This window comes from Streptomyces sp. NPDC091280 (genome assembly GCF_044768565.1).
Classification (GTDB): domain Bacteria; phylum Actinomycetota; class Actinomycetes; order Streptomycetales; family Streptomycetaceae; genus Streptomyces.
On the sequence record NZ_JBIVUZ010000003.1, the window covers coordinates 370,194 to 386,130 of the forward strand.

Genomic DNA, 15,937 nt, shown 5'->3' on the forward strand with positions numbered 1-15,937 from the left:
GACGGACCGGTCATCAAATCGGTACCACGGGCCGTGGTGCAAATTCTGTGTACCGCCGGTACAGCACCTGTAACGCTTCCACGACTCTTCTTTCGCGTACGGTCACGGATCGGGCACCGCGCTTGACGTGTCAGTGCCCTCCGGCAGACTTGGCCGGGAATGGCACATTCGATCACTGAGCCGGCGCCGATGGGGGACACGGAAACATGAGCCAGGAGGGCCCACACGGCCGGTATACGGGCCGCGCGCTGGCGGGTGGCCGCTACCAGCTGCGCGACCTGCTCGGCGAGGGCGGCATGGCCTCGGTGCACCTCGCCTACGACGCCGTCCTCGACCGCCAGGTCGCGATCAAGACACTCCACACCGAACTCGGCCGTGAACAGGCCTTCCGTGAGCGCTTCCGCCGCGAGGCCCAGGCCGTGGCCAAGCTCACGCACACCAACATCGTCTCCGTCTTCGACACCGGTGAGGACGTCCTCGACGGCTCGACGATGCCGTACATCGTCATGGAGTACGTCGAGGGCCGCCCGCTGGGCTCCGTACTCGACGAGGACGTACGGCAGTTCGGCGCGATGCCCGCCGACAAGGCGCTGAAGATCACCGCGGACGTCCTGGCGGCGCTGGACATCAGCCACGAGATGGGCCTGGTCCACCGGGACATCAAGCCGGGCAACGTGATGATGACCAAGCGCGGTGTCGTGAAGGTCATGGACTTCGGCATCGCCCGCGCCATGCAGTCCGGGGTCACCTCGATGACCCAGACCGGCATGGTCGTCGGCACCCCGCAGTACCTCTCCCCGGAGCAGGCGCTCGGCCGGGGCGTGGACGCGCGCAGCGACCTGTACTCGGTCGGCATCATGCTGTTCCAACTGGTCACCGGGCGGCTGCCGTTCGACGCGGACTCGCCGCTGGCCATCGCGTACGCGCATGTGCAGGAGGAGCCGGTCGCGCCCTCCTCGATCAACCGTTCGCTGCCGCCGGCCGTGGACGCGCTGGTCGCCCGCGCGCTGAAGAAGAACCCGAACGAGCGCTTCCCGAACGCGGAGTCCATGCGCGAGGAGTGCCTGCGGGTGGCGTCCTCGCTGCACGCGGCGGCCCCGAGCATCGTGCCGGGCGCGCCCGCGCAGAGCGGCGCGGGCGTCGGCTCCGCGGTGTTCCCGCCGGTCGACCAGGCGGCCCCGGCGCCCACCGGCCCGGTGCAGACGCCGTACCAGCCGGGCCCGTACCGCGGCACTCCGCCGCCCACCCCCTCGCCCGCCTACGGCTATCCGCAGCAGCCGGGCTACCAGACGCCGGCCTCGGTCGGGTTCGGGCAGCAGGGCATCTCGACCCCGCCGCCGTACAACCTGAACCCGCAGCACCCGACGCCGGCGCCCGGGGGCGGCGGCCGGAGCAACAAGCCGGTGGTCGTCGGCGCGATCGTGGTCGCCCTCATCGCGATCGGCTCGCTGATCGCGGCCCTGGCCTCGGCCGGCAGCGGCTCGGACGACCGGAGCGGCGACGGCGGCTCCAGCGCGAGCACTTCGGCCACGGCGGTGGAGGGCCACCGCGACGGCGACACGACGAAGACGATCGACAAGACCGCGTGCACGGAGCCGGAGGAGTCGTACACCGACCCCAGCAAGATCCAGGTCCCGGACTTCCAGTTCAAGTACATCTCGTCGGTCAAGTCCTGCCTCCAGGCCGCGGGCTGGAAGGTGAAGGTCAAGAACGAGGACGAGAACACCTACGGCCAGGGCACGGTCATGGACCAGTTCCCGGCGGCCGGCACGGACGTGGACCCCAAGGAGATGCCCCAGATCCAGCTGGGCGTCTCGACGGGCAACCCGTCCTGACCCACCCAGGACACGCGGAAGGGCCCGGCAGCAACGGCTGCCGGGCCCTTTGAACAGGTACGGGGGTCTACAGGTAGGGGCCGCCCACCCGGCCGCCGCCCGGCTGGCCCTCCTCGCCGCCGTCACCGACCCCCGGCGGCAGGGCCCGGCGCATCTGCTCCAGCTGCGCCCGCGCGGCCATCTGCTGGGCGAACAGCGTGGTCTGGATCCCGTGGAAGAGTCCCTCCAGCCAGCCCACCAACTGGGCCTGCGCGATACGGAGTTCCGCGTCGCTCGGGATCGCCGTGTCGGTGAACGGCAGCGAGAGCCGCTCCAGCTCCTCGACCAGCTCCGGCGCCAGACCGTCCTCCAGCTCCTTGACCGAGCTGGCGTGGATCTCCTTGAGCCGCACCCGGCTCGCCTCGTCGAGAGGAGCGGCCCGCACCTCCTCCAGGAGCTGCTTGATCATGCTGCCGATCCGCATGACCTTGGCGGGCTGTTCCACCATCTCCGTCACCGGGATCTCGCGGGAGTCCTCGTCCCCGGTGCCACCGAGCGCCATCCCGTCCTGGCCCACGACCAGGATCTGGGGCTTCTCCGGTGACCTTTCGTTCCTCGGCATCTCCATGCCGCCATTCTCTCGCACCTGTACACCTCACCACCGTGGTGCCCCCCTCGTAAGGTGATCCACCGTTTGCCCGAACCTGGAATGCCGGGAAACCCGCCCGATGTGACGCTTGTCCCGTGACTGGATGGCTGCGCACCGCGGGACTGCTGCTCGTACTGGGCACGGGCACGACGGCGAATCCGTACGGGGGCGTCCCGGCGTACGGCGTGGAAGCGGGGGGCGCCGGGGGTGCACCCGCGTCCGGTGCCGCCGCCCACACCCCGTCGCCTCCCCCGACCTCGGCGTCGGCCCCGGCCTCCGCCACCGCTCCCGCTCACGCGCTGAGACCCGCCGCCGGTCCCGACCACCACGGACAGGCCCCGGATCAGGCCCCCGATCAGGCCTCCGCTCGCGCCTCCGCCGAGCCCTCGCGCGCCGGCAGCGAGGCCGGTGCGGGGCGGGAACGGCCGGGGCGGACGGCCCAGCCGAGCGCGGAGGAGGTCGAGGACGGAGGCGCCGACGGGGAAGCGGCGGACGAGAACGACGGCGCTTCGGCCGTTCCGACGCCCGCCGACTCCGCGTCCCCCGCGCAGGAAGCGGCGGTCGCCCCGTCCTCGCCACCGCTCCGGCCCGTGCACCAGACGGTCGCCCACGCCGAGGACCCGACCGGACCCGTGCTGCGGATCCTGCCGCTGGGCAGCGGCCTGATCCTCATCGGCCTCGGCCTGGGCCTCGCCTTCATCGGTCTCCGGGTACGGCGCGGCTAGGTCCCGCGGCTGCCGTCCGTCCTACGGCGCGACGAGCAGCACCTTCCCGATGTGCCCGCTGTCCTCGACCACCTGGTGCGCTGCCGCCGCCTCGCTCATCGGCAGCTCCCGGTCGACGACCGGACGGACCTGACCGGACTCGATCAGCGGCCACACGTGCTCGCGTACGGCGGCGACGATGGCCGCCTTCTCGCCGAGCGGGCGGGCCCGCAGCGAGGTCGCGCTGATCGCGGCCCGCTTGCCGAGGAGGGCGGCGATGTTGAGTTCCGCCTTGATGCCGCCCTGCATCCCGATGATCGCGAGCCGCCCGTTGACGGCGAGGGCCTGGACATTGCGGTCCAGGTACTTGGCGCCCATGTTGTCGAGGATGACATCGGCGCCCGCGCCGTCCGTGGCCCGCTCGATCTCGGCGACGAAGTCCTGCTCGCGGTAGTTGATGAGGACATCCGCGCCCAGTTCGGCGCAGTGGTCCAGTTTCTCCTTGGTGCCGGCCGTGACGGCGACCTTCGCGCCGACCGCCTTGCCCAGCTGGATCGCCATGGTGCCGATACCGCTGGAGCCGCCGTGCACGAGCAGGGTCTCGGCGGGGCGGAGGTGGGCGACCATGAAGACGTTCGACCAGACCGTACAGACCACCTCGGGCAGCGCGGCGGCCCGCTTGAGGTCGATGCCCCGCGGCAGCGGCAGCAGCTGTCCGGCCGGTACGGCGACCTTCTGCGCGTAGCCGCCGCCCGCGAGCAGCGCGCACACCTCGTCGCCGATGGACCATCCGGAGACCCCGGGGCCGACCGCGACGATCCGGCCGGAGCATTCGAGCCCGGGGTAGCGGGAGGCGCCGGGCGGCGGGTCGTAGAAACCCTGGCGCTGCATGATGTCGGCACGGTTGACGGCGCCGGCCACCACCTCGACCAGCACCTCGCCCTCTCCGGCCACCGGGTCGGGGACCTCGTCCCACACCAGCGCCTCGGGCCCACCAGGTTCGGAAATCGTGATCGCATGCATGAACCCGACGCTACTCCTCGTCGTGGGGCCGACCGCCGGAGGTGGGACGGCACGACGACGGCCGGGGGCGGGTCATCGGGGCAGCGGCCGGGAGTGGGTCACGGTCGGGGCAGCGGGCGGGTGTCGGGCGCGACCTGTGAGCCGGGCGAGACCCGCACGATGGTGATGAGCCGGTCCGTCAGCTCAAGGGTCCCGATGGCCGGGTCGTCGTAGCCGAGCACCCGGTGCCCGCGTACGACGCTCACCACCAGGTCGTCGGTCTCGCGCGGTGTCTTGCCGACCTCGGCCTTTATGACGGGCCGCTCGGTCATGTCGAGCCCGCTGCCCTGCTGGATGAGGTCCTCCATGACCATGCCGGCGGCGGGGCTGAGCACGGACAGACCGAGCAGCCGGCCGGCCGCGCTGGCGCTGGTGATGACGGCGTCGGCGCCGGACTGCTTGAGCAGCGGCGCGTTCTCCTCCTCGCGGACTGCGGCCACGATCTTCGCGCCGCGGTTGAGCTGCCGGGCGGTCAGGGTCACCAGCACGGCCGTGTCGTCGCGCTGGGTCGCGATGATGATCTGCCGTGCCTTGTGCACCTCGGCGCGCTTGAGGACCTCGCTGCGGGTGGCGTCCCCGACGACCCCCACATACCCGTCGCTGCTCGCGGCCTCGATCGCCTTCGCGCTGGGGTCGACCACGACGACCTGTTCCTTCTTCAGCCCCGTCGCGCACACGGTCTGGATCGCCGACCGCCCCTTCGTGCCGAAGCCGACGACAACGGTGTGATCCCGCAACGCGGACCTCCAGCGGTTCAGACGCCATTCCTCCCGGGTGCGTTCGGTGAGGACTTCCAGGGTGGTGCCGACCAGGACGATCAGGAACAGCACGCGCAGGGGTGTGACGACGAGGATGTTGGTGAGCCGGGCGCCGTCGCTGACCGGGGTGATGTCGCCGTAGCCGGTGGTCGAGAGGGTGACCGTGGCGTAGTACAGCGCGTCGAGGAAGTCGACCGAGCCGTCCGAGTTGTCGTTGTAGCCGTCCCGGTCGGCATAGACGATCAGCGCGGTCACGGCCAGCAGGAACAGCGCGATGGACAGCCGTTTGGCGACCTGCCGGAAGGGGTGCTCGACCACTTTCTTCGGGAGTTTCACCCGATGGGTCACGAGATGTTCGTCCGCCTGGCGGGCGATCGCATCATGGCCCGGTTGTTTCACGTGAAACACACCCCGATTCCGGCGACCGCCCACGGCAGATCGATGAGCTCCGCGCGCTGCCCCTGCCGCGCCCCCTCCGGCGGCACGACCGCGAGCGCGTCGGCCGCCGCGATCCCGCGCAGCATGGCCGGGCCGTTGTAGTGCAGCGGGACGGCGCTGTCCCCGCGCAGCACGGCGGGGATGAGCCGGGTGTCGTACGGGTGCCCCTGCACCGCGTCCTGGAGGGGCAGCGCGTACGGCTCGGCGGCGGGGTGTGCCGACAGGGTCCGCAGCAGCGGTTCGGCGAGGGTGAGCAGGCCGGAGATCGCGGCGAGGGGATTGCCCGGCAGGCCCACGAGGTGCTGGTCGTCCTTGATCCGGGCCAGCAGCATGGGGTGGCCGGGGCGGACCTTGACGCCGTCCACGAGGAGTTCGGCGCCGAGCCGGTTCAGGGTGGGGTGGACGTGGTCGACCGGGCCGGAGGCGGTGCCGCCGGTGGTGACGACGAGGTCGGCGGCGCTGGCCGTGATCGCCTTGTGCAGCGCCTTCTCGTCGTCGCCGAGCCTGCGCACCGCGATGACCTCGGCGCCGAGCGCGCGCAGCCAGGACGGCAGCATCGGGCCGAGGGCGTCCCGGATGAGCCCGTCGTGGGGCAGCCCCTCGGTGAGCAACTCGTCGCCCAGGATGAGGACTTCGACCCGGGGGCGGGGTACGGCGGTGAGCGTGTCGTAGCCCGCGGCTGCGGCGAGGCCGAGCACCGCCGGGGTCACCACGGTGCCGGCGGGCAGCAGATGGTCGCCGCTGCGGCACTCCTGGCCGCGCGGGCGGATGTCCTGGCCGTGTCCGACGTCCCGGGCCGCGTGCAGCCGCCCCTTGTCGTCGGTGCGGCCGTGTTCGCTGCGGATGACGGCGGTCGTGTCGGCGGGGACCCGGGCGCCGGTCGCGATCCGCACGGCCTCGCCGTCGCTGAGCGGCTCCGACTCCGCGTGCCCGGCGAGCACGCCTTCCTCGCGTACGGCCCAGGGGCCGGGGCCGGCGACCGCCCAGCCGTCCATCGCGGAGGTGTCGAACGAGGGCAGGTCGCTCAGGGCGACGAGGGGCGCGGCCAGGACCAGGCCGAGGGCGGAGTCGAGGGGCACGGAGACGGGGGCGCGGTGGCCGCCGGACCGTACGGCGCGCGCGGCGACGGCCCTGGCCTCGGGCCACGGGGTGGCCTTGTGCCGACGGGTGTCCGGGGTGCGGGGTGCGTCGGAGGCCCGGGGCGGGCGGCCCTGGGGTGCCGGCGCGGGCTCGGGCGGTCCGCCGGTGCTGCCTTCGTTCACGAGGGCGAGTACCTCCTCGACGTCGAGGTCCTCGATGTCCTGGGCGGGCCCGCCGGGGTGCGTGTGCGTGCCGCGCGCGGTCATCCGGCGGCGTCCGGGCCCGGAGCGTCGGACGGGGCGTCCGGCTGGGTGCCGGGCACGGTCCCGGCAGTGTCCTCGTCGGCCCAGCGCAGGGCGAGGGCGGCGGCCTTGCGGGCGGCCTCGGCGACCGCCTCGGGGCCGCCCTTGGCCTGCGCCGCCGCGTAGCCGACCAGGAAGGTGGTCAGCGGGGCGGCGGGCCTGGCCACTCCGTGGGCGGCGTCGCGGGCGAGGTCGAGCAGGATGCCGGTGTCGACGTCCAGGTCGATGCCCAGTTCGTCCTTGACTGCGGAAATCCATTCATCCAACACGTGCCCATGCTCCCTGATGCGTGCCCTGGCGGTGGCGAGGTCGTCCCAGGTGTCGCAGTCGAAGGACGCGACGGGGTCGGGGACGCGGGTGAGTTCGAGCGCGGCGGTCAGCCTGCGCAGGGGCAGCCCGGTGAGGCCGCCGTGCTCCTCGGCGAGCGCGGTCAGCGCGCGGCGGAGGGCCGGTGCGCGGTACGCGGCCACGAGCGGCTGGTCGCGGCCGTCGGCGTCGGTGAGCAGCGCGCCGTCGGTGCCGTCGGTCCGCAGGGCGGTCGACAGCCGCCGTACGGTTGCCGTTTCGAGGAACGGCAGGTCGGCGGAGAGGGCCACGACGGTGTCGGCCGTGGTGTGCCGCAGGCCCGCCGCGAGCGCGGCGACCGGGCCCGCGCCGGGCGGGTCCTCGCGGGCCCAGCGCACCGGCCGGGGGGTGGGCCGGGGGGCGGCGACCACGACGGTGGTGCGGGCGTCGGCGCAGGCGGTGAGCACCCGGTCGAGCAGGGCCCGGCCGCCCACGCGCAGTCCGGGCTTGTCGGCACCGCCGAGCCGCCGGGCACCGCCACCGGCGAGCACGACGGCGTCGTAGGCGTCGCCGGGCACGGAGTCGGGGGGCTCGTACGCGGTCACCCCCCGAGTATGCGTCCCGCCCCGATCACAGGGAACTTGTCCGGGCTCCCGTGATCACAGGTTGCGCAGCAGTACCGCGGGCTGTTCCACGCAGTCCGCCACATACCGCAGGAAACCGCCCGCCGTGCCGCCGTCGCAGACCCGGTGGTCGAAGGTGAGCGAGAGCTGCACGACCTGGCGGACCGCCAACTCCCCTTCGTGGACCCACGGTTTGGGGACGATCCGGCCGACGCCGAGCATGGCCGCCTCGGGGTGGTTGATGATCGGCGTGGAGCCGTCGACGCCGAACACGCCGTAGTTGTTGAGCGTGAAGGTGCCGCCGGTGAGGTCGGCGGGGGTCAGTGTCCCGGTCCGGGCCGCCTCGGTGAGCCGGGCGAACTCCGCGCTCAGCGCCTCGGCGTCCCGTGCGCCCGCGTCCCGGACGACGGGTACGACGAGCCCGCGCCCGGTCTGCGCGGCGAACCCGAGGTGCACCCGGTCGAAGCGGACGATCTCCCTGGCCGTCGTGTCCACAGTGGAGTTGAGCTCGGGGAACCGGGTCAGCGCGGCCGTGCAGATCCGGGCGAGAAGGGCCAGTACGGAGATCCTGGGCCCCTCAACGGCGTTCATGGCCGCGCGGGTGCGCATCAGCTCCGTCGCGTCGGCGTCCACCCAGCAGGTCGCGTCCGGGATCTCGCGGCGGCTGCGGGAGAGCTTGTCGGCGACAGCGCCCCGGATCCCTCGGAGGGGGGTGCGGGTGACTCCGCCGGCCGTGGCGGTGGGCGGTGCCGGGGTCAGGGCGGTGGGGAGCGCGGCCGGGGCGGTGGGGAGCGTCGCCGGGGGCAGGAGGGTCGCCTCCTGTGCGGTCGCCTCCAGGGTCGCCGCCGCGCGGAGCGCCTTCTCGACGTCCGCGCGCAGGATGAGCCCGTCCCGCCCGGAACCGGTCAACTCCCGCAGTTCCAGGCCGTTCTCGCGCGCGAGCCGCCGTACGAGGGGGGAGATCACGGGTACGGGACCGTCGCGGCGGGCGCCGGTCCCGATGGCGGGGGCGTCCGCCACCGAGGTCACGACGTCCGCCGCCATCCTGCGTACCCTGCGCCGCCGCGCGGGGGGCGCACCGGTGCCGTAGCCCACCAGGACGTTCCCCGAGCCCTCGGTGTCCGGGTCGGCGCCCGCGGCCGGTGCTCCCACCGCGACGGTCAGCAGCGGGGCGCCGACCGGGAGTTCGGTGCCTTCCTCGCCGTAGCGTGCGGTGACCACACCGCCGTAGGGGCACGGGACCTCGACCATCGCCTTGGCGGTCTCGACCTCGACGACCGGCTGGTCGACGGCGACGACGTCGCCGACCTGGACCAGCCAGCGCACGATCTCCGCCTCGGTGAGGCCCTCGCCGAGGTCGGGGAGCTTGAACTCCAGTACCTGTGCCATCAGTTGTCGGCCTCCCATTGCAGCCGTCCCACGGCGTCCAGGATCCGGTCGACGCCGGGCAGATGGTGGCGCTCCAGCATCGGCGGCGGATACGGGATGTCGAACCCGGCGACGCGCAGCACCGGCGCCTCCAGGTGGTGGAAGCAGCGCTCGGTGACGCGGGCCGCGATCTCGCCGCCGGGGCCGCCGTAGCCCCCGGACTCGTGCACGACGAGGGCGCGGCCGGTGCGCCGTACGGACGCGCAGACCGTCTCGTCGTCGAAGGGCACCAGGGAGCGCAGGTCGACGACTTCGAGGTCCCAGCCCTCGGACCGGGCGGCCTCGGCGGCTTCGAGGCAGACGGGGAGGGAGGGGCCGTAGGTGATGAGGGTCGCGCTGCTGCCGGGGCGGCGGACCACGGCGCGTCCGATGGGTTCCACGGGTGCGGGCTCGGCGGGGTTCCAGGTGTCCTTCGACCAGTACAGGCGCTTGGGCTCCAGGAAGACGACCGGGTCGTCGGAGGCGATGGCGGCGCGCAGCAGGCCGTAGGCGTCGGCGACGGTGGCGGGGGTGACGACGTGCAGGCCGGGGGTCGCCATGTAGTAGGCCTCGGAGGAGTCGCTGTGGTGCTCGACGCCGCCGATGCCGCCGCCGTAGGGGACGCGGACGGTGATCGGGAGGGGCATGGCGCCGCGGGTGCGGTTGCGCATGCGGGAGACGTGGCTGATCAGCTGCTCGAAGGCCGGGTAGGCGAAGGCGTCGAACTGCATCTCGACGACCGGGCGCAGGCCGTACATCGCCATGCCCACGGCGGTGCCGAGGATGCCGGCCTCGGCGAGGGGGGTGTCCGTGCAGCGGTCCTCGCCGAACTCCTTCGCGAGGCCGTCGGTGACCCGGAAGACTCCGCCGAGGGTGCCGACGTCCTCGCCCATGACGTGCACGGTGGGGTCTTCCGTCATCGCGTCGCGGAGCGCGCGGGTGAGGGCCTGGGCCATGGTGGCGGGTTTGAGGGCGACGGTGGTCATGAGGGCGTCCCCTCCCGCTCGGCCGCGAGCTCGGCCGCCAACTGTGCGCGCTGTTCGCGTAGTTGGGGGGTGGGTTCGGCGTACACGTCGGCGAACAGGTCCATGGGGTCGAGCGCCGGGTCCTGGTTCATGTGCGCGCGCAGTTCGGCCGCCATGGCCTCGGCGGCCTCGTGCGCGGCCTTGATGCCGTCCTCGTCGATGAGCCCGCGCTCGGTCAGCTCGCGCTCCAGGAGGGCGATCGGGTCGTGCGCGCGCCAGGCCTCGACCTCGGTCTCGCCCCGGTAGCGGGTCGCGTCGTCGGCGTTGGTGTGGGCCTCGATGCGGTAGGTGATCGCCTCGACGAGCGTGGGACCGCCGCCCTCGCGCGCGTGCCGTACGGCGTCGGCCAGGACCTCGTGCACGGCGACCGCGTCGTTGCCGTCGACCAGGCGGCCGGGCATGCCGTAGCCGACCGCCTTGTGGGCCAGGGAGGGGGCCGCGGTCTGCTTGGCGAGCGGGACGGAGATCGCGAAGCCGTTGTTCTGGACCAGGAAGACGACCGGGGCCTGCCAGACGGCGGCGAAGTTCAGTGCCTCGTGGAAGTCGCCCTCGCTGGTGCCGCCGTCGCCGACCATGGCGAGCGCGACCACGTCGTCGCCCTTGAGGCGGGCCGCGTGGGCGAGGCCCACGGCGTGCGGCAGCTGGGTGGCGAGCGGGGTGGACAGGGGGGCGACGCGGTGCTCGCGCGGGTCGTAGCCGGTGTGCCAGTCGCCGCGCAGCAGGGTGAGGGCCTGCACGGGGTCGAGGCCGCGGGCGACGGCGGCGAGGGTGTCGCGGTAGCTGGGGAAGAGCCAGTCCTGCTCCTGGAGGACCAGCGCGGCGGCGACCTCGCAGGCCTCCTGGCCGGTGGTGGAGGGGTACACGGCGAGCCGGCCCTGCTTGGTGAGGGCGGTGGCCTGCGCGTTGTACCGGCGGCCCGACACCAGCTGGGCGTACAGGCGGCGCAGCAGCTCGGGGGCGGCCTGCGCGGCGGCCTCGGTGCCGAGCACGCGGTAGGGCACCGCGTCGGGCAGCAGGGGCGCGGGGTCCGTGCGCGGCTGCCAGGCGGGCGGCGGTGTGGGCCGGTACGCGCCCCGCTGCTCCATGACCGTCATGACGGCACCTCCTCGGGGGAGTGGCTCGGAGAGGCGCCTCGGACGTACGGCGCCTCCCTACCGATTGTTCGGTCGTCGGCACATTTTGGCTACACGCGGCTTCAGGCTGTGGACAAACGGTTCTCCACAACCTGCAATGAACGCAGTACGTCCATGGTAGAGAGGCGGGGGGACATGGCACCTGAACAAATGGCCGACGGCCCGGAGGCGGGACGCGAGCTGCCGCCCCCGCGCCCGCTCGACGCCATCGATCAGGACATCCTCCAGATGCTCCAGGCGGACGGCCGCGCCTCGATAAGGTCCGTCGCCGAGCGGGTGCACGTCTCGCGCGCCAACGCCTACGCGCGGATCAACCGGCTCATCGAGGACGGCGTCATCCGCGGCTTCGGCGCCCGCGTCGACCACGAGCGGGCGGGCCAGGGCACGTCGGCGTACATCACCCTGAAGATCGTGCAGAACTCCTGGCGCACGGTCCGCGAACAGCTCAGGCTGCTCCCGGGCGCCTCGCACATCGCGCAGGTGGGCGGCGACTTCGACGTCCTGCTGCTGGTGCACACCCTGGACAACCGGGCCCTGCGCGAACTGGTCCTCAACCGGCTCCAGGCGATCCCCGAGGTGCTCAGCACCCGCACCCTGCTGGTGTTCGAGGAGGAGGACCTGGAGCCCCAGGGCTGACCCCGGCCGGTGGACCCCGGTCAATGGACCCCGGTCAGTGCTGCGCGCGCAGCCCGGAGAACACCAACAGGGCCACCGCGTCGGCCACTTCGCGCTCGCCCATGCCCCGGCCGTCGGGGCGGTACCACTCCACGACGGAGTTGATCATCCCGAAGACGAGCCGGGTCGCGAGCCGTACCTCCACGTCGCCGCGGAGATCGCCGTCGGCGGTCGCGGCCTTCAGCAGCTCGGCCACCCGGTGGTCGAAGTCCCGGCGCCGCTCCAGGGCCCACCGCTCGGTGTCGGTGTTGCCGCGCACCCGCAGCAGCAGCGTCACGTACGGCAGTTCGGCGGTCAGCACCTCGACCATGCGCCGCACGACGTACTCCAGCCGGTCGACGGCGCGCCCCACGCGCGCGTGCTCCTCGTCGAGGATCCCGAAGAGGCCGTCCAGGGCCCGGCTGACCGCGCGGCGCAGCAGCTCCTCCTTGCCGGTCACGTGGTGGTAGATCGACGACTTGGAGATGCCGGCCGCCTTGGCGAGGTGCTCCATGGAGGTGCCGTCGTAGCCGCGTTCGATGAAGACCTGGACGGCCACGGAGAGCAGGCTCTCGGGGGTGTACGTGTCTCGCTTGGCGGTGGTCATGGGGTGCCCTCCCGCTTCTCGGTGGCGTACGCGTGGCGGTAGAGCGCCAGGGACGGCGCGTACCGTCCCGACGGATCACGCAGGTGCAGGTCGTCCAGGAGGTCGTAGGCCCAGCTGCGGCCGAGCCTGCGGCTCCATTCGAACGGACCCAGGGGGTAGTTGACACCAAGGCGCATCGCGGTGTCGATGTCCTCCTCGGTGGCGACGCCCTTGGCGACGGCGTCGTGGGCGAGGTCGACGATCCGGGCGACCGTGCGGGCGACGATCATCCCGGGGGCGTCGCCGATGACGCTGACGTCCTTGCCGAGCGCCTGGAAGAGGCCGATCGCCTCGGAGAGGGTCCCCGACGCGGTGTCCTGGGAGGCCGACAGGGCGATGCGGCTCGCCCTGCGGTAGTCGAGGGCGAGGTCGAAGTAGACGACGTCACGGAACTCGACGGAGGTCTGCCCGTCGGCGAGCGCCAGCTGGCCGCCGCCGGGGAGCACCATGCGGGTGCCGTGGTCCTCTTCCTCCTCGCGGACGGCGATGCCCGCCTCGCGGATCAGCGCGACGAGGTCGGCCGCGGGGCCCATGTCGCCCTCCACGACGACGTAGGCGGGCGCCTGGGCCGGTTCCGCGGTGTGCGGCTCGGGCTGCTCGGCGTCGGCCCCGTGGTCGTACCAGCCGTGCCCGGTCTTGCGGCCGAGGCGGCCGGACTCGACCAGGCGGCGCTGGGCGAGCGAGGGGGTGAAGCGCACGTCCTGGAAGAAGGACCGCCACACGGAGTGGGTGACGGACTCGTTGACGTCCTGGCCGATGAGGTCGGTCAGTTCGAAGGCGCCCATCCTGAAGCCGCCGGACTCGCGCAGGACCGCGTCGATGGTGGCCGGGTCGGCGGCCTGTGCCTCGTAGACGGCGAAGGCCTCGGCGTAGAAGGGCCGCGCGATGCGGTTGACGATGAAACCGGGGGTGTCCGCGCAGGCGACCGGGGTCTTGCCCCAGGCGCGGGACATCTCGTACGCGCGCGTGGCCGACGTGACGTCGGTGGCGAACCCGGAGACCACCTCGACGAGCGGCAGCAGCGGGGCCGGGTTGAAGAAGTGCAGGCCCACGAAGCGGCCGGGGTTGCGCAGGGCGGCGCCGATGGCCGTCACCGACAGGGACGAGGTGTTGGTGGCGAGCAGGCAGTCCTCGCCGACGATGTCCTCCAGGTCGCGCATCAACTGCTGTTTGACGTCCAGCTGTTCCAGCACGGCCTCGACGACCAGGGTGCAGTCCGCGAGGTCGGTCAGGGCTTGGGCGGGCAGCAGCCGGGCGCGCGCGGCGTCCCGGTCGGCGGCGCTGAGCCGGTCCTTCTCCACGAGCCGGTCGAGCCGGGCGCCGATCGCGGCGCTCGCTTCCACGGCGCGTCCCGGTACGGCGTCGTGGAGCCGCACGACGTGACCCGCGGCCAGCGCGACCTGGGCGATGCCCTGGCCCATGGTGCCGGTGCCGACGACGGCCACGGGGCTGCTGAGGTCCAGTGCTGTCATGTCCGCGATCCTCCCGCACGGGGTTTTCCACAGATGCGGCGGACCCCCTTGTCCCGACCGATCGTTCGGTTACTCTAACTCCGACCGCCCGTTTCCGCCCCTGATCCTTCCCCTGTTCCTGCCCAGGTCATGAGCTCGAAGACGAGTTCTTGAGAAGAGGAGTTGGTCCCGCATGGCCGCCGAACCGACCGCGCACGAGCTGATCGCCCGGCACCGGCCCACACTCGACCAGGCGCTCGAAGCGATCCGCACGCGCGCGTACTGGTCCCCGCACCCCGAACACCCCAAGGCGTACGGCGAGCACGGCAGCCTGGACGCGGCGGCGGGCAAGGCCGCGTTCGACGCCCTCCTGGGCACCCGCCTCGACCTCGGCCAGCCCGGCACGGACGACTGGGTGGGCGGCGAGGTCTCGCCGTACGGCGTCGAGTTGGGCGTCACGTACCCGCACGCCGACCTCGACGTCCTGCTGCCCGCCATGCGCGCCGGGCAGCGGGCCTGGCGGGACGCGGGCGCGGAGGCGCGGGCCGCGGTCTCCATCGAGATCCTGAAGCGGATCGGCGACCGGACGCACGAGTTCGCGCACGCGGTCATGCACACCAGCGGCCAGGCCTTCATGATGGCGTTCCAGGCGGGCGGCCCGCACGCCCAGGACCGCGGTCTGGAGGCGGTGGCGTACGCGTACGCGGAGCAGGTCCGCACGCCCGCCGTCGCGGAGTGGACCAAGCCCCAGGGCAAGCGCGACCCGCTCGTCATGAACAAGGAGTTCACGCCGGTCCCGCGCGGCACCGCCCTGGTCATCGGCTGCAACACCTTCCCCACGTGGAACGGCTATCCGGGCCTGTTCGCCTCCCTCGCCACCGGCAACGCGGTCCTGGTGAAGCCCCACCCGCGCGCGGTGCTGCCGCTCGCGCTCACCGTCCTGATCGCCCGCCAGGTGCTCACCGAGGCCGGCTTCGACCCGAACCTGGTGGCGCTGGCCGCCGAGCGCCCCGGCGAGGGCATCGCCAAGACGCTCGCCACCCGCCCCGAGATCCGGATCATCGACTACACGGGGTCGACCGGCTTCGGCGACTGGCTGGAGACCAACGCCCGCCAGGCGCAGGTCTACACGGAGAAGGCCGGCGTCAACACGGTCGTCGTCGAGTCGACCGACGACTACAAGGGCATGCTGTCCAACCTCGCCTTCTCCCTGTCCCTGTACAGCGGCCAGATGTGCACCACCCCGCAGAACCTGCTGATCCCCCGCGACGGCATCACCACCGACCAGGGCCCCAAGTCCTACGACGAGGTCGTCGCCGATCTCGCGCGCGCGGTGGACGGTCTCCTGGGCGACGACGCCCGCGCGAACGGCCTGCTCGGCGCACTCGTCAACCCGGACGTGAAGGCCCGCCTGGAGGCCGCCGCCGGGCTCGGTGAAGTCGCCCTCGCCTCACGGGAGATCACCAACCCGGAGTTCCCGGACGCGGTCGTGCGGACCCCGGTCATCGTGAAGCTGGACGGCGCCAAGCCGGACGACGAGGCCGCGTACATGAGCGAGTGCTTCGGTCCCGTCTCCTTCGCCGTCGCGGTCGACTCCGCGGCGGACGCGGTGGAACTGCTGCGGCGGACCGTACGGGAGAAGGGGGCGATGACCGTCGGGGCGTACACCACGGACGAGGGGGTCGAGAAGGCCGTCGAGGAGGTCTGTCTTGAGGAGGCGGCGCAGTTGTCGCTGAATCTGACCGGCGGGGTGTTCGTGAACCAGACGGCCGCGTTCTCCGACTTCCACGGCTCGGGCGGCAACCCGGCGGCCAACGCGGCACTGTGCGACGGCGCGTTCGTCGCCAACCGCTTCCGGGTCGTCGAGGTGCGACGCGACGCCTGAGAGGCGACACGGGACGCCTGC

The 15,937-nt window shown here is 72.7% G+C and carries 14 protein-coding genes; 4 read left to right on the forward strand and 10 right to left on the reverse strand.

Annotation, left to right across the window (positions count from 1 at the left end; all coding sequences use genetic code 11):
* Positions 1 to 206: 206 nt before the first annotated feature.
* Entirely contained in the window at positions 207 to 1,835 is a 1,629-nt protein-coding gene (locus ACIQPR_RS11715; RefSeq protein WP_403645646.1) for a protein kinase, read from the forward strand.
* Positions 1,836 to 1,902: 67 nt separating this feature from the next.
* On the opposite strand, the gene ACIQPR_RS11720 is transcribed toward ACIQPR_RS11715, so the two are convergent.
* Positions 1,903 to 2,442 carry a bacterial proteasome activator family protein gene (locus ACIQPR_RS11720; protein ID WP_019073519.1) on the reverse strand — a complete coding sequence of 180 codons (540 nt, stop codon included), beginning with the start codon at positions 2,440 to 2,442 and terminating at the stop codon, positions 1,903 to 1,905.
* A gap of 116 nt (positions 2,443 to 2,558) precedes the next feature.
* Between ACIQPR_RS11720 and ACIQPR_RS11725 the strand changes: the two genes are divergently transcribed.
* Complete coding sequence (locus ACIQPR_RS11725) at positions 2,559 to 3,188, forward strand: hypothetical protein (protein WP_403645649.1); 630 nt, start codon at positions 2,559 to 2,561, stop codon at positions 3,186 to 3,188.
* Between the two features lie 21 nt (positions 3,189 to 3,209).
* Here ACIQPR_RS11725 and ACIQPR_RS11730 read toward each other — a convergent pair whose 3' ends face one another.
* From ACIQPR_RS11730 to pdhA, 7 genes are all read right to left on the reverse strand, one after another.
* On the reverse strand, positions 3,210 to 4,190 hold the full coding sequence (locus tag ACIQPR_RS11730; protein WP_403645652.1) for an NAD(P)H-quinone oxidoreductase: 981 nt from the start codon (positions 4,188 to 4,190) through the stop codon (positions 3,210 to 3,212).
* A gap of 98 nt (positions 4,191 to 4,288) precedes the next feature.
* Entirely contained in the window at positions 4,289 to 5,386 is a 1,098-nt protein-coding gene (locus tag ACIQPR_RS11735; RefSeq protein ID WP_403645655.1) for a potassium channel family protein, read from the reverse strand.
* Complete coding sequence (locus ACIQPR_RS11740) at positions 5,383 to 6,771, reverse strand: molybdopterin molybdotransferase MoeA (RefSeq protein ID WP_403645658.1); 1,389 nt, start codon at positions 6,769 to 6,771, stop codon at positions 5,383 to 5,385. Before ACIQPR_RS11740 ends, ACIQPR_RS11735 begins: the two co-directional genes overlap by 4 nt.
* The gene (locus tag ACIQPR_RS11745; RefSeq protein ID WP_403645661.1) at positions 6,768 to 7,697 is read right to left on the reverse strand and encodes an NTP transferase domain-containing protein; all 930 of its coding nucleotides are present in this window, start codon (positions 7,695 to 7,697) and stop codon (positions 6,768 to 6,770) included. The genes ACIQPR_RS11740 and ACIQPR_RS11745 overlap by 4 nt, the downstream gene beginning before the upstream one ends.
* Positions 7,698 to 7,751: 54 nt before the next feature.
* The gene (locus ACIQPR_RS11750) at positions 7,752 to 9,104 is read right to left on the reverse strand and encodes a dihydrolipoamide acetyltransferase family protein (RefSeq protein WP_403645664.1); all 1,353 of its coding nucleotides are present in this window, start codon (positions 9,102 to 9,104) and stop codon (positions 7,752 to 7,754) included.
* Positions 9,104 to 10,108: an alpha-ketoacid dehydrogenase subunit beta gene (locus ACIQPR_RS11755; protein WP_403645667.1), complete on the reverse strand. Its 1,005-nt coding sequence runs from the start codon at positions 10,106 to 10,108 to the stop codon at positions 9,104 to 9,106. The genes ACIQPR_RS11750 and ACIQPR_RS11755 overlap by 1 nt, the downstream gene beginning before the upstream one ends.
* The gene (gene pdhA, locus ACIQPR_RS11760) at positions 10,105 to 11,241 is read right to left on the reverse strand and encodes a pyruvate dehydrogenase (acetyl-transferring) E1 component subunit alpha (RefSeq protein WP_403645670.1); all 1,137 of its coding nucleotides are present in this window, start codon (positions 11,239 to 11,241) and stop codon (positions 10,105 to 10,107) included. The genes ACIQPR_RS11755 and pdhA overlap by 4 nt, the downstream gene beginning before the upstream one ends.
* Before the next feature lie 174 nt (positions 11,242 to 11,415).
* Between pdhA and ACIQPR_RS11765 the strand changes: the two genes are divergently transcribed.
* Complete coding sequence (locus tag ACIQPR_RS11765) at positions 11,416 to 11,916, forward strand: Lrp/AsnC family transcriptional regulator (protein WP_403645673.1); 501 nt, start codon at positions 11,416 to 11,418, stop codon at positions 11,914 to 11,916.
* Between the two features lie 34 nt (positions 11,917 to 11,950).
* On the opposite strand, the gene ACIQPR_RS11770 is transcribed toward ACIQPR_RS11765, so the two are convergent.
* Positions 11,951 to 12,541 (reverse strand): TetR/AcrR family transcriptional regulator, encoded by a 591-nt coding sequence (locus tag ACIQPR_RS11770; RefSeq protein WP_403645676.1) that lies wholly within the window; start codon positions 12,539 to 12,541, stop codon positions 11,951 to 11,953.
* A complete protein-coding gene (locus ACIQPR_RS11775) occupies positions 12,538 to 14,052 on the reverse strand; it encodes a 3-hydroxyacyl-CoA dehydrogenase (protein ID WP_403645679.1) in 1,515 nt (504 codons plus the stop codon). Before ACIQPR_RS11775 ends, ACIQPR_RS11770 begins: the two co-directional genes overlap by 4 nt.
* A 172-nt stretch (positions 14,053 to 14,224) precedes the next feature.
* Here ACIQPR_RS11775 and paaN point away from each other — a divergent pair, with 172 nt between their 5' ends.
* Positions 14,225 to 15,916 (forward strand): phenylacetic acid degradation protein PaaN, encoded by a 1,692-nt coding sequence (gene paaN / locus ACIQPR_RS11780; protein WP_403645682.1) that lies wholly within the window; start codon positions 14,225 to 14,227, stop codon positions 15,914 to 15,916.
* The last annotated feature ends 21 nt before the right edge of the window (positions 15,917 to 15,937 follow it).

What these genes read in the sequence shown, in the direction of transcription:
- ACIQPR_RS11715 (WP_403645646.1), top strand. Translation starts at nt 207, where the DNA reads ATGAGCCAGGAGGGCCCACACGGCCGGTATACGGGCCGCGCGCTGGCG.
- ACIQPR_RS11720 (WP_019073519.1), bottom strand. Translation starts at nt 2,442, where the DNA reads ATGGAGATGCCGAGGAACGAAAGGTCACCGGAGAAGCCCCAGATCCTG.
- ACIQPR_RS11730 (WP_403645652.1), bottom strand. Translation starts at nt 4,190, where the DNA reads ATGCATGCGATCACGATTTCCGAACCTGGTGGGCCCGAGGCGCTGGTG.
- ACIQPR_RS11740 (WP_403645658.1), bottom strand. Translation starts at nt 6,771, where the DNA reads ATGACCGCGCGCGGCACGCACACGCACCCCGGCGGGCCCGCCCAGGAC.
- ACIQPR_RS11750 (WP_403645664.1), bottom strand. Translation starts at nt 9,104, where the DNA reads ATGGCACAGGTACTGGAGTTCAAGCTCCCCGACCTCGGCGAGGGCCTC.
- ACIQPR_RS11755 (WP_403645667.1), bottom strand. Translation starts at nt 10,108, where the DNA reads ATGACCACCGTCGCCCTCAAACCCGCCACCATGGCCCAGGCCCTCACC.
- pdhA (WP_403645670.1), bottom strand. Translation starts at nt 11,241, where the DNA reads ATGACGGTCATGGAGCAGCGGGGCGCGTACCGGCCCACACCGCCGCCC.
- ACIQPR_RS11765 (WP_403645673.1), top strand. Translation starts at nt 11,416, where the DNA reads ATGGCACCTGAACAAATGGCCGACGGCCCGGAGGCGGGACGCGAGCTG.
- ACIQPR_RS11770 (WP_403645676.1), bottom strand. Translation starts at nt 12,541, where the DNA reads ATGACCACCGCCAAGCGAGACACGTACACCCCCGAGAGCCTGCTCTCC.
- ACIQPR_RS11775 (WP_403645679.1), bottom strand. Translation starts at nt 14,052, where the DNA reads ATGACAGCACTGGACCTCAGCAGCCCCGTGGCCGTCGTCGGCACCGGC.
- paaN (WP_403645682.1), top strand. Translation starts at nt 14,225, where the DNA reads ATGGCCGCCGAACCGACCGCGCACGAGCTGATCGCCCGGCACCGGCCC.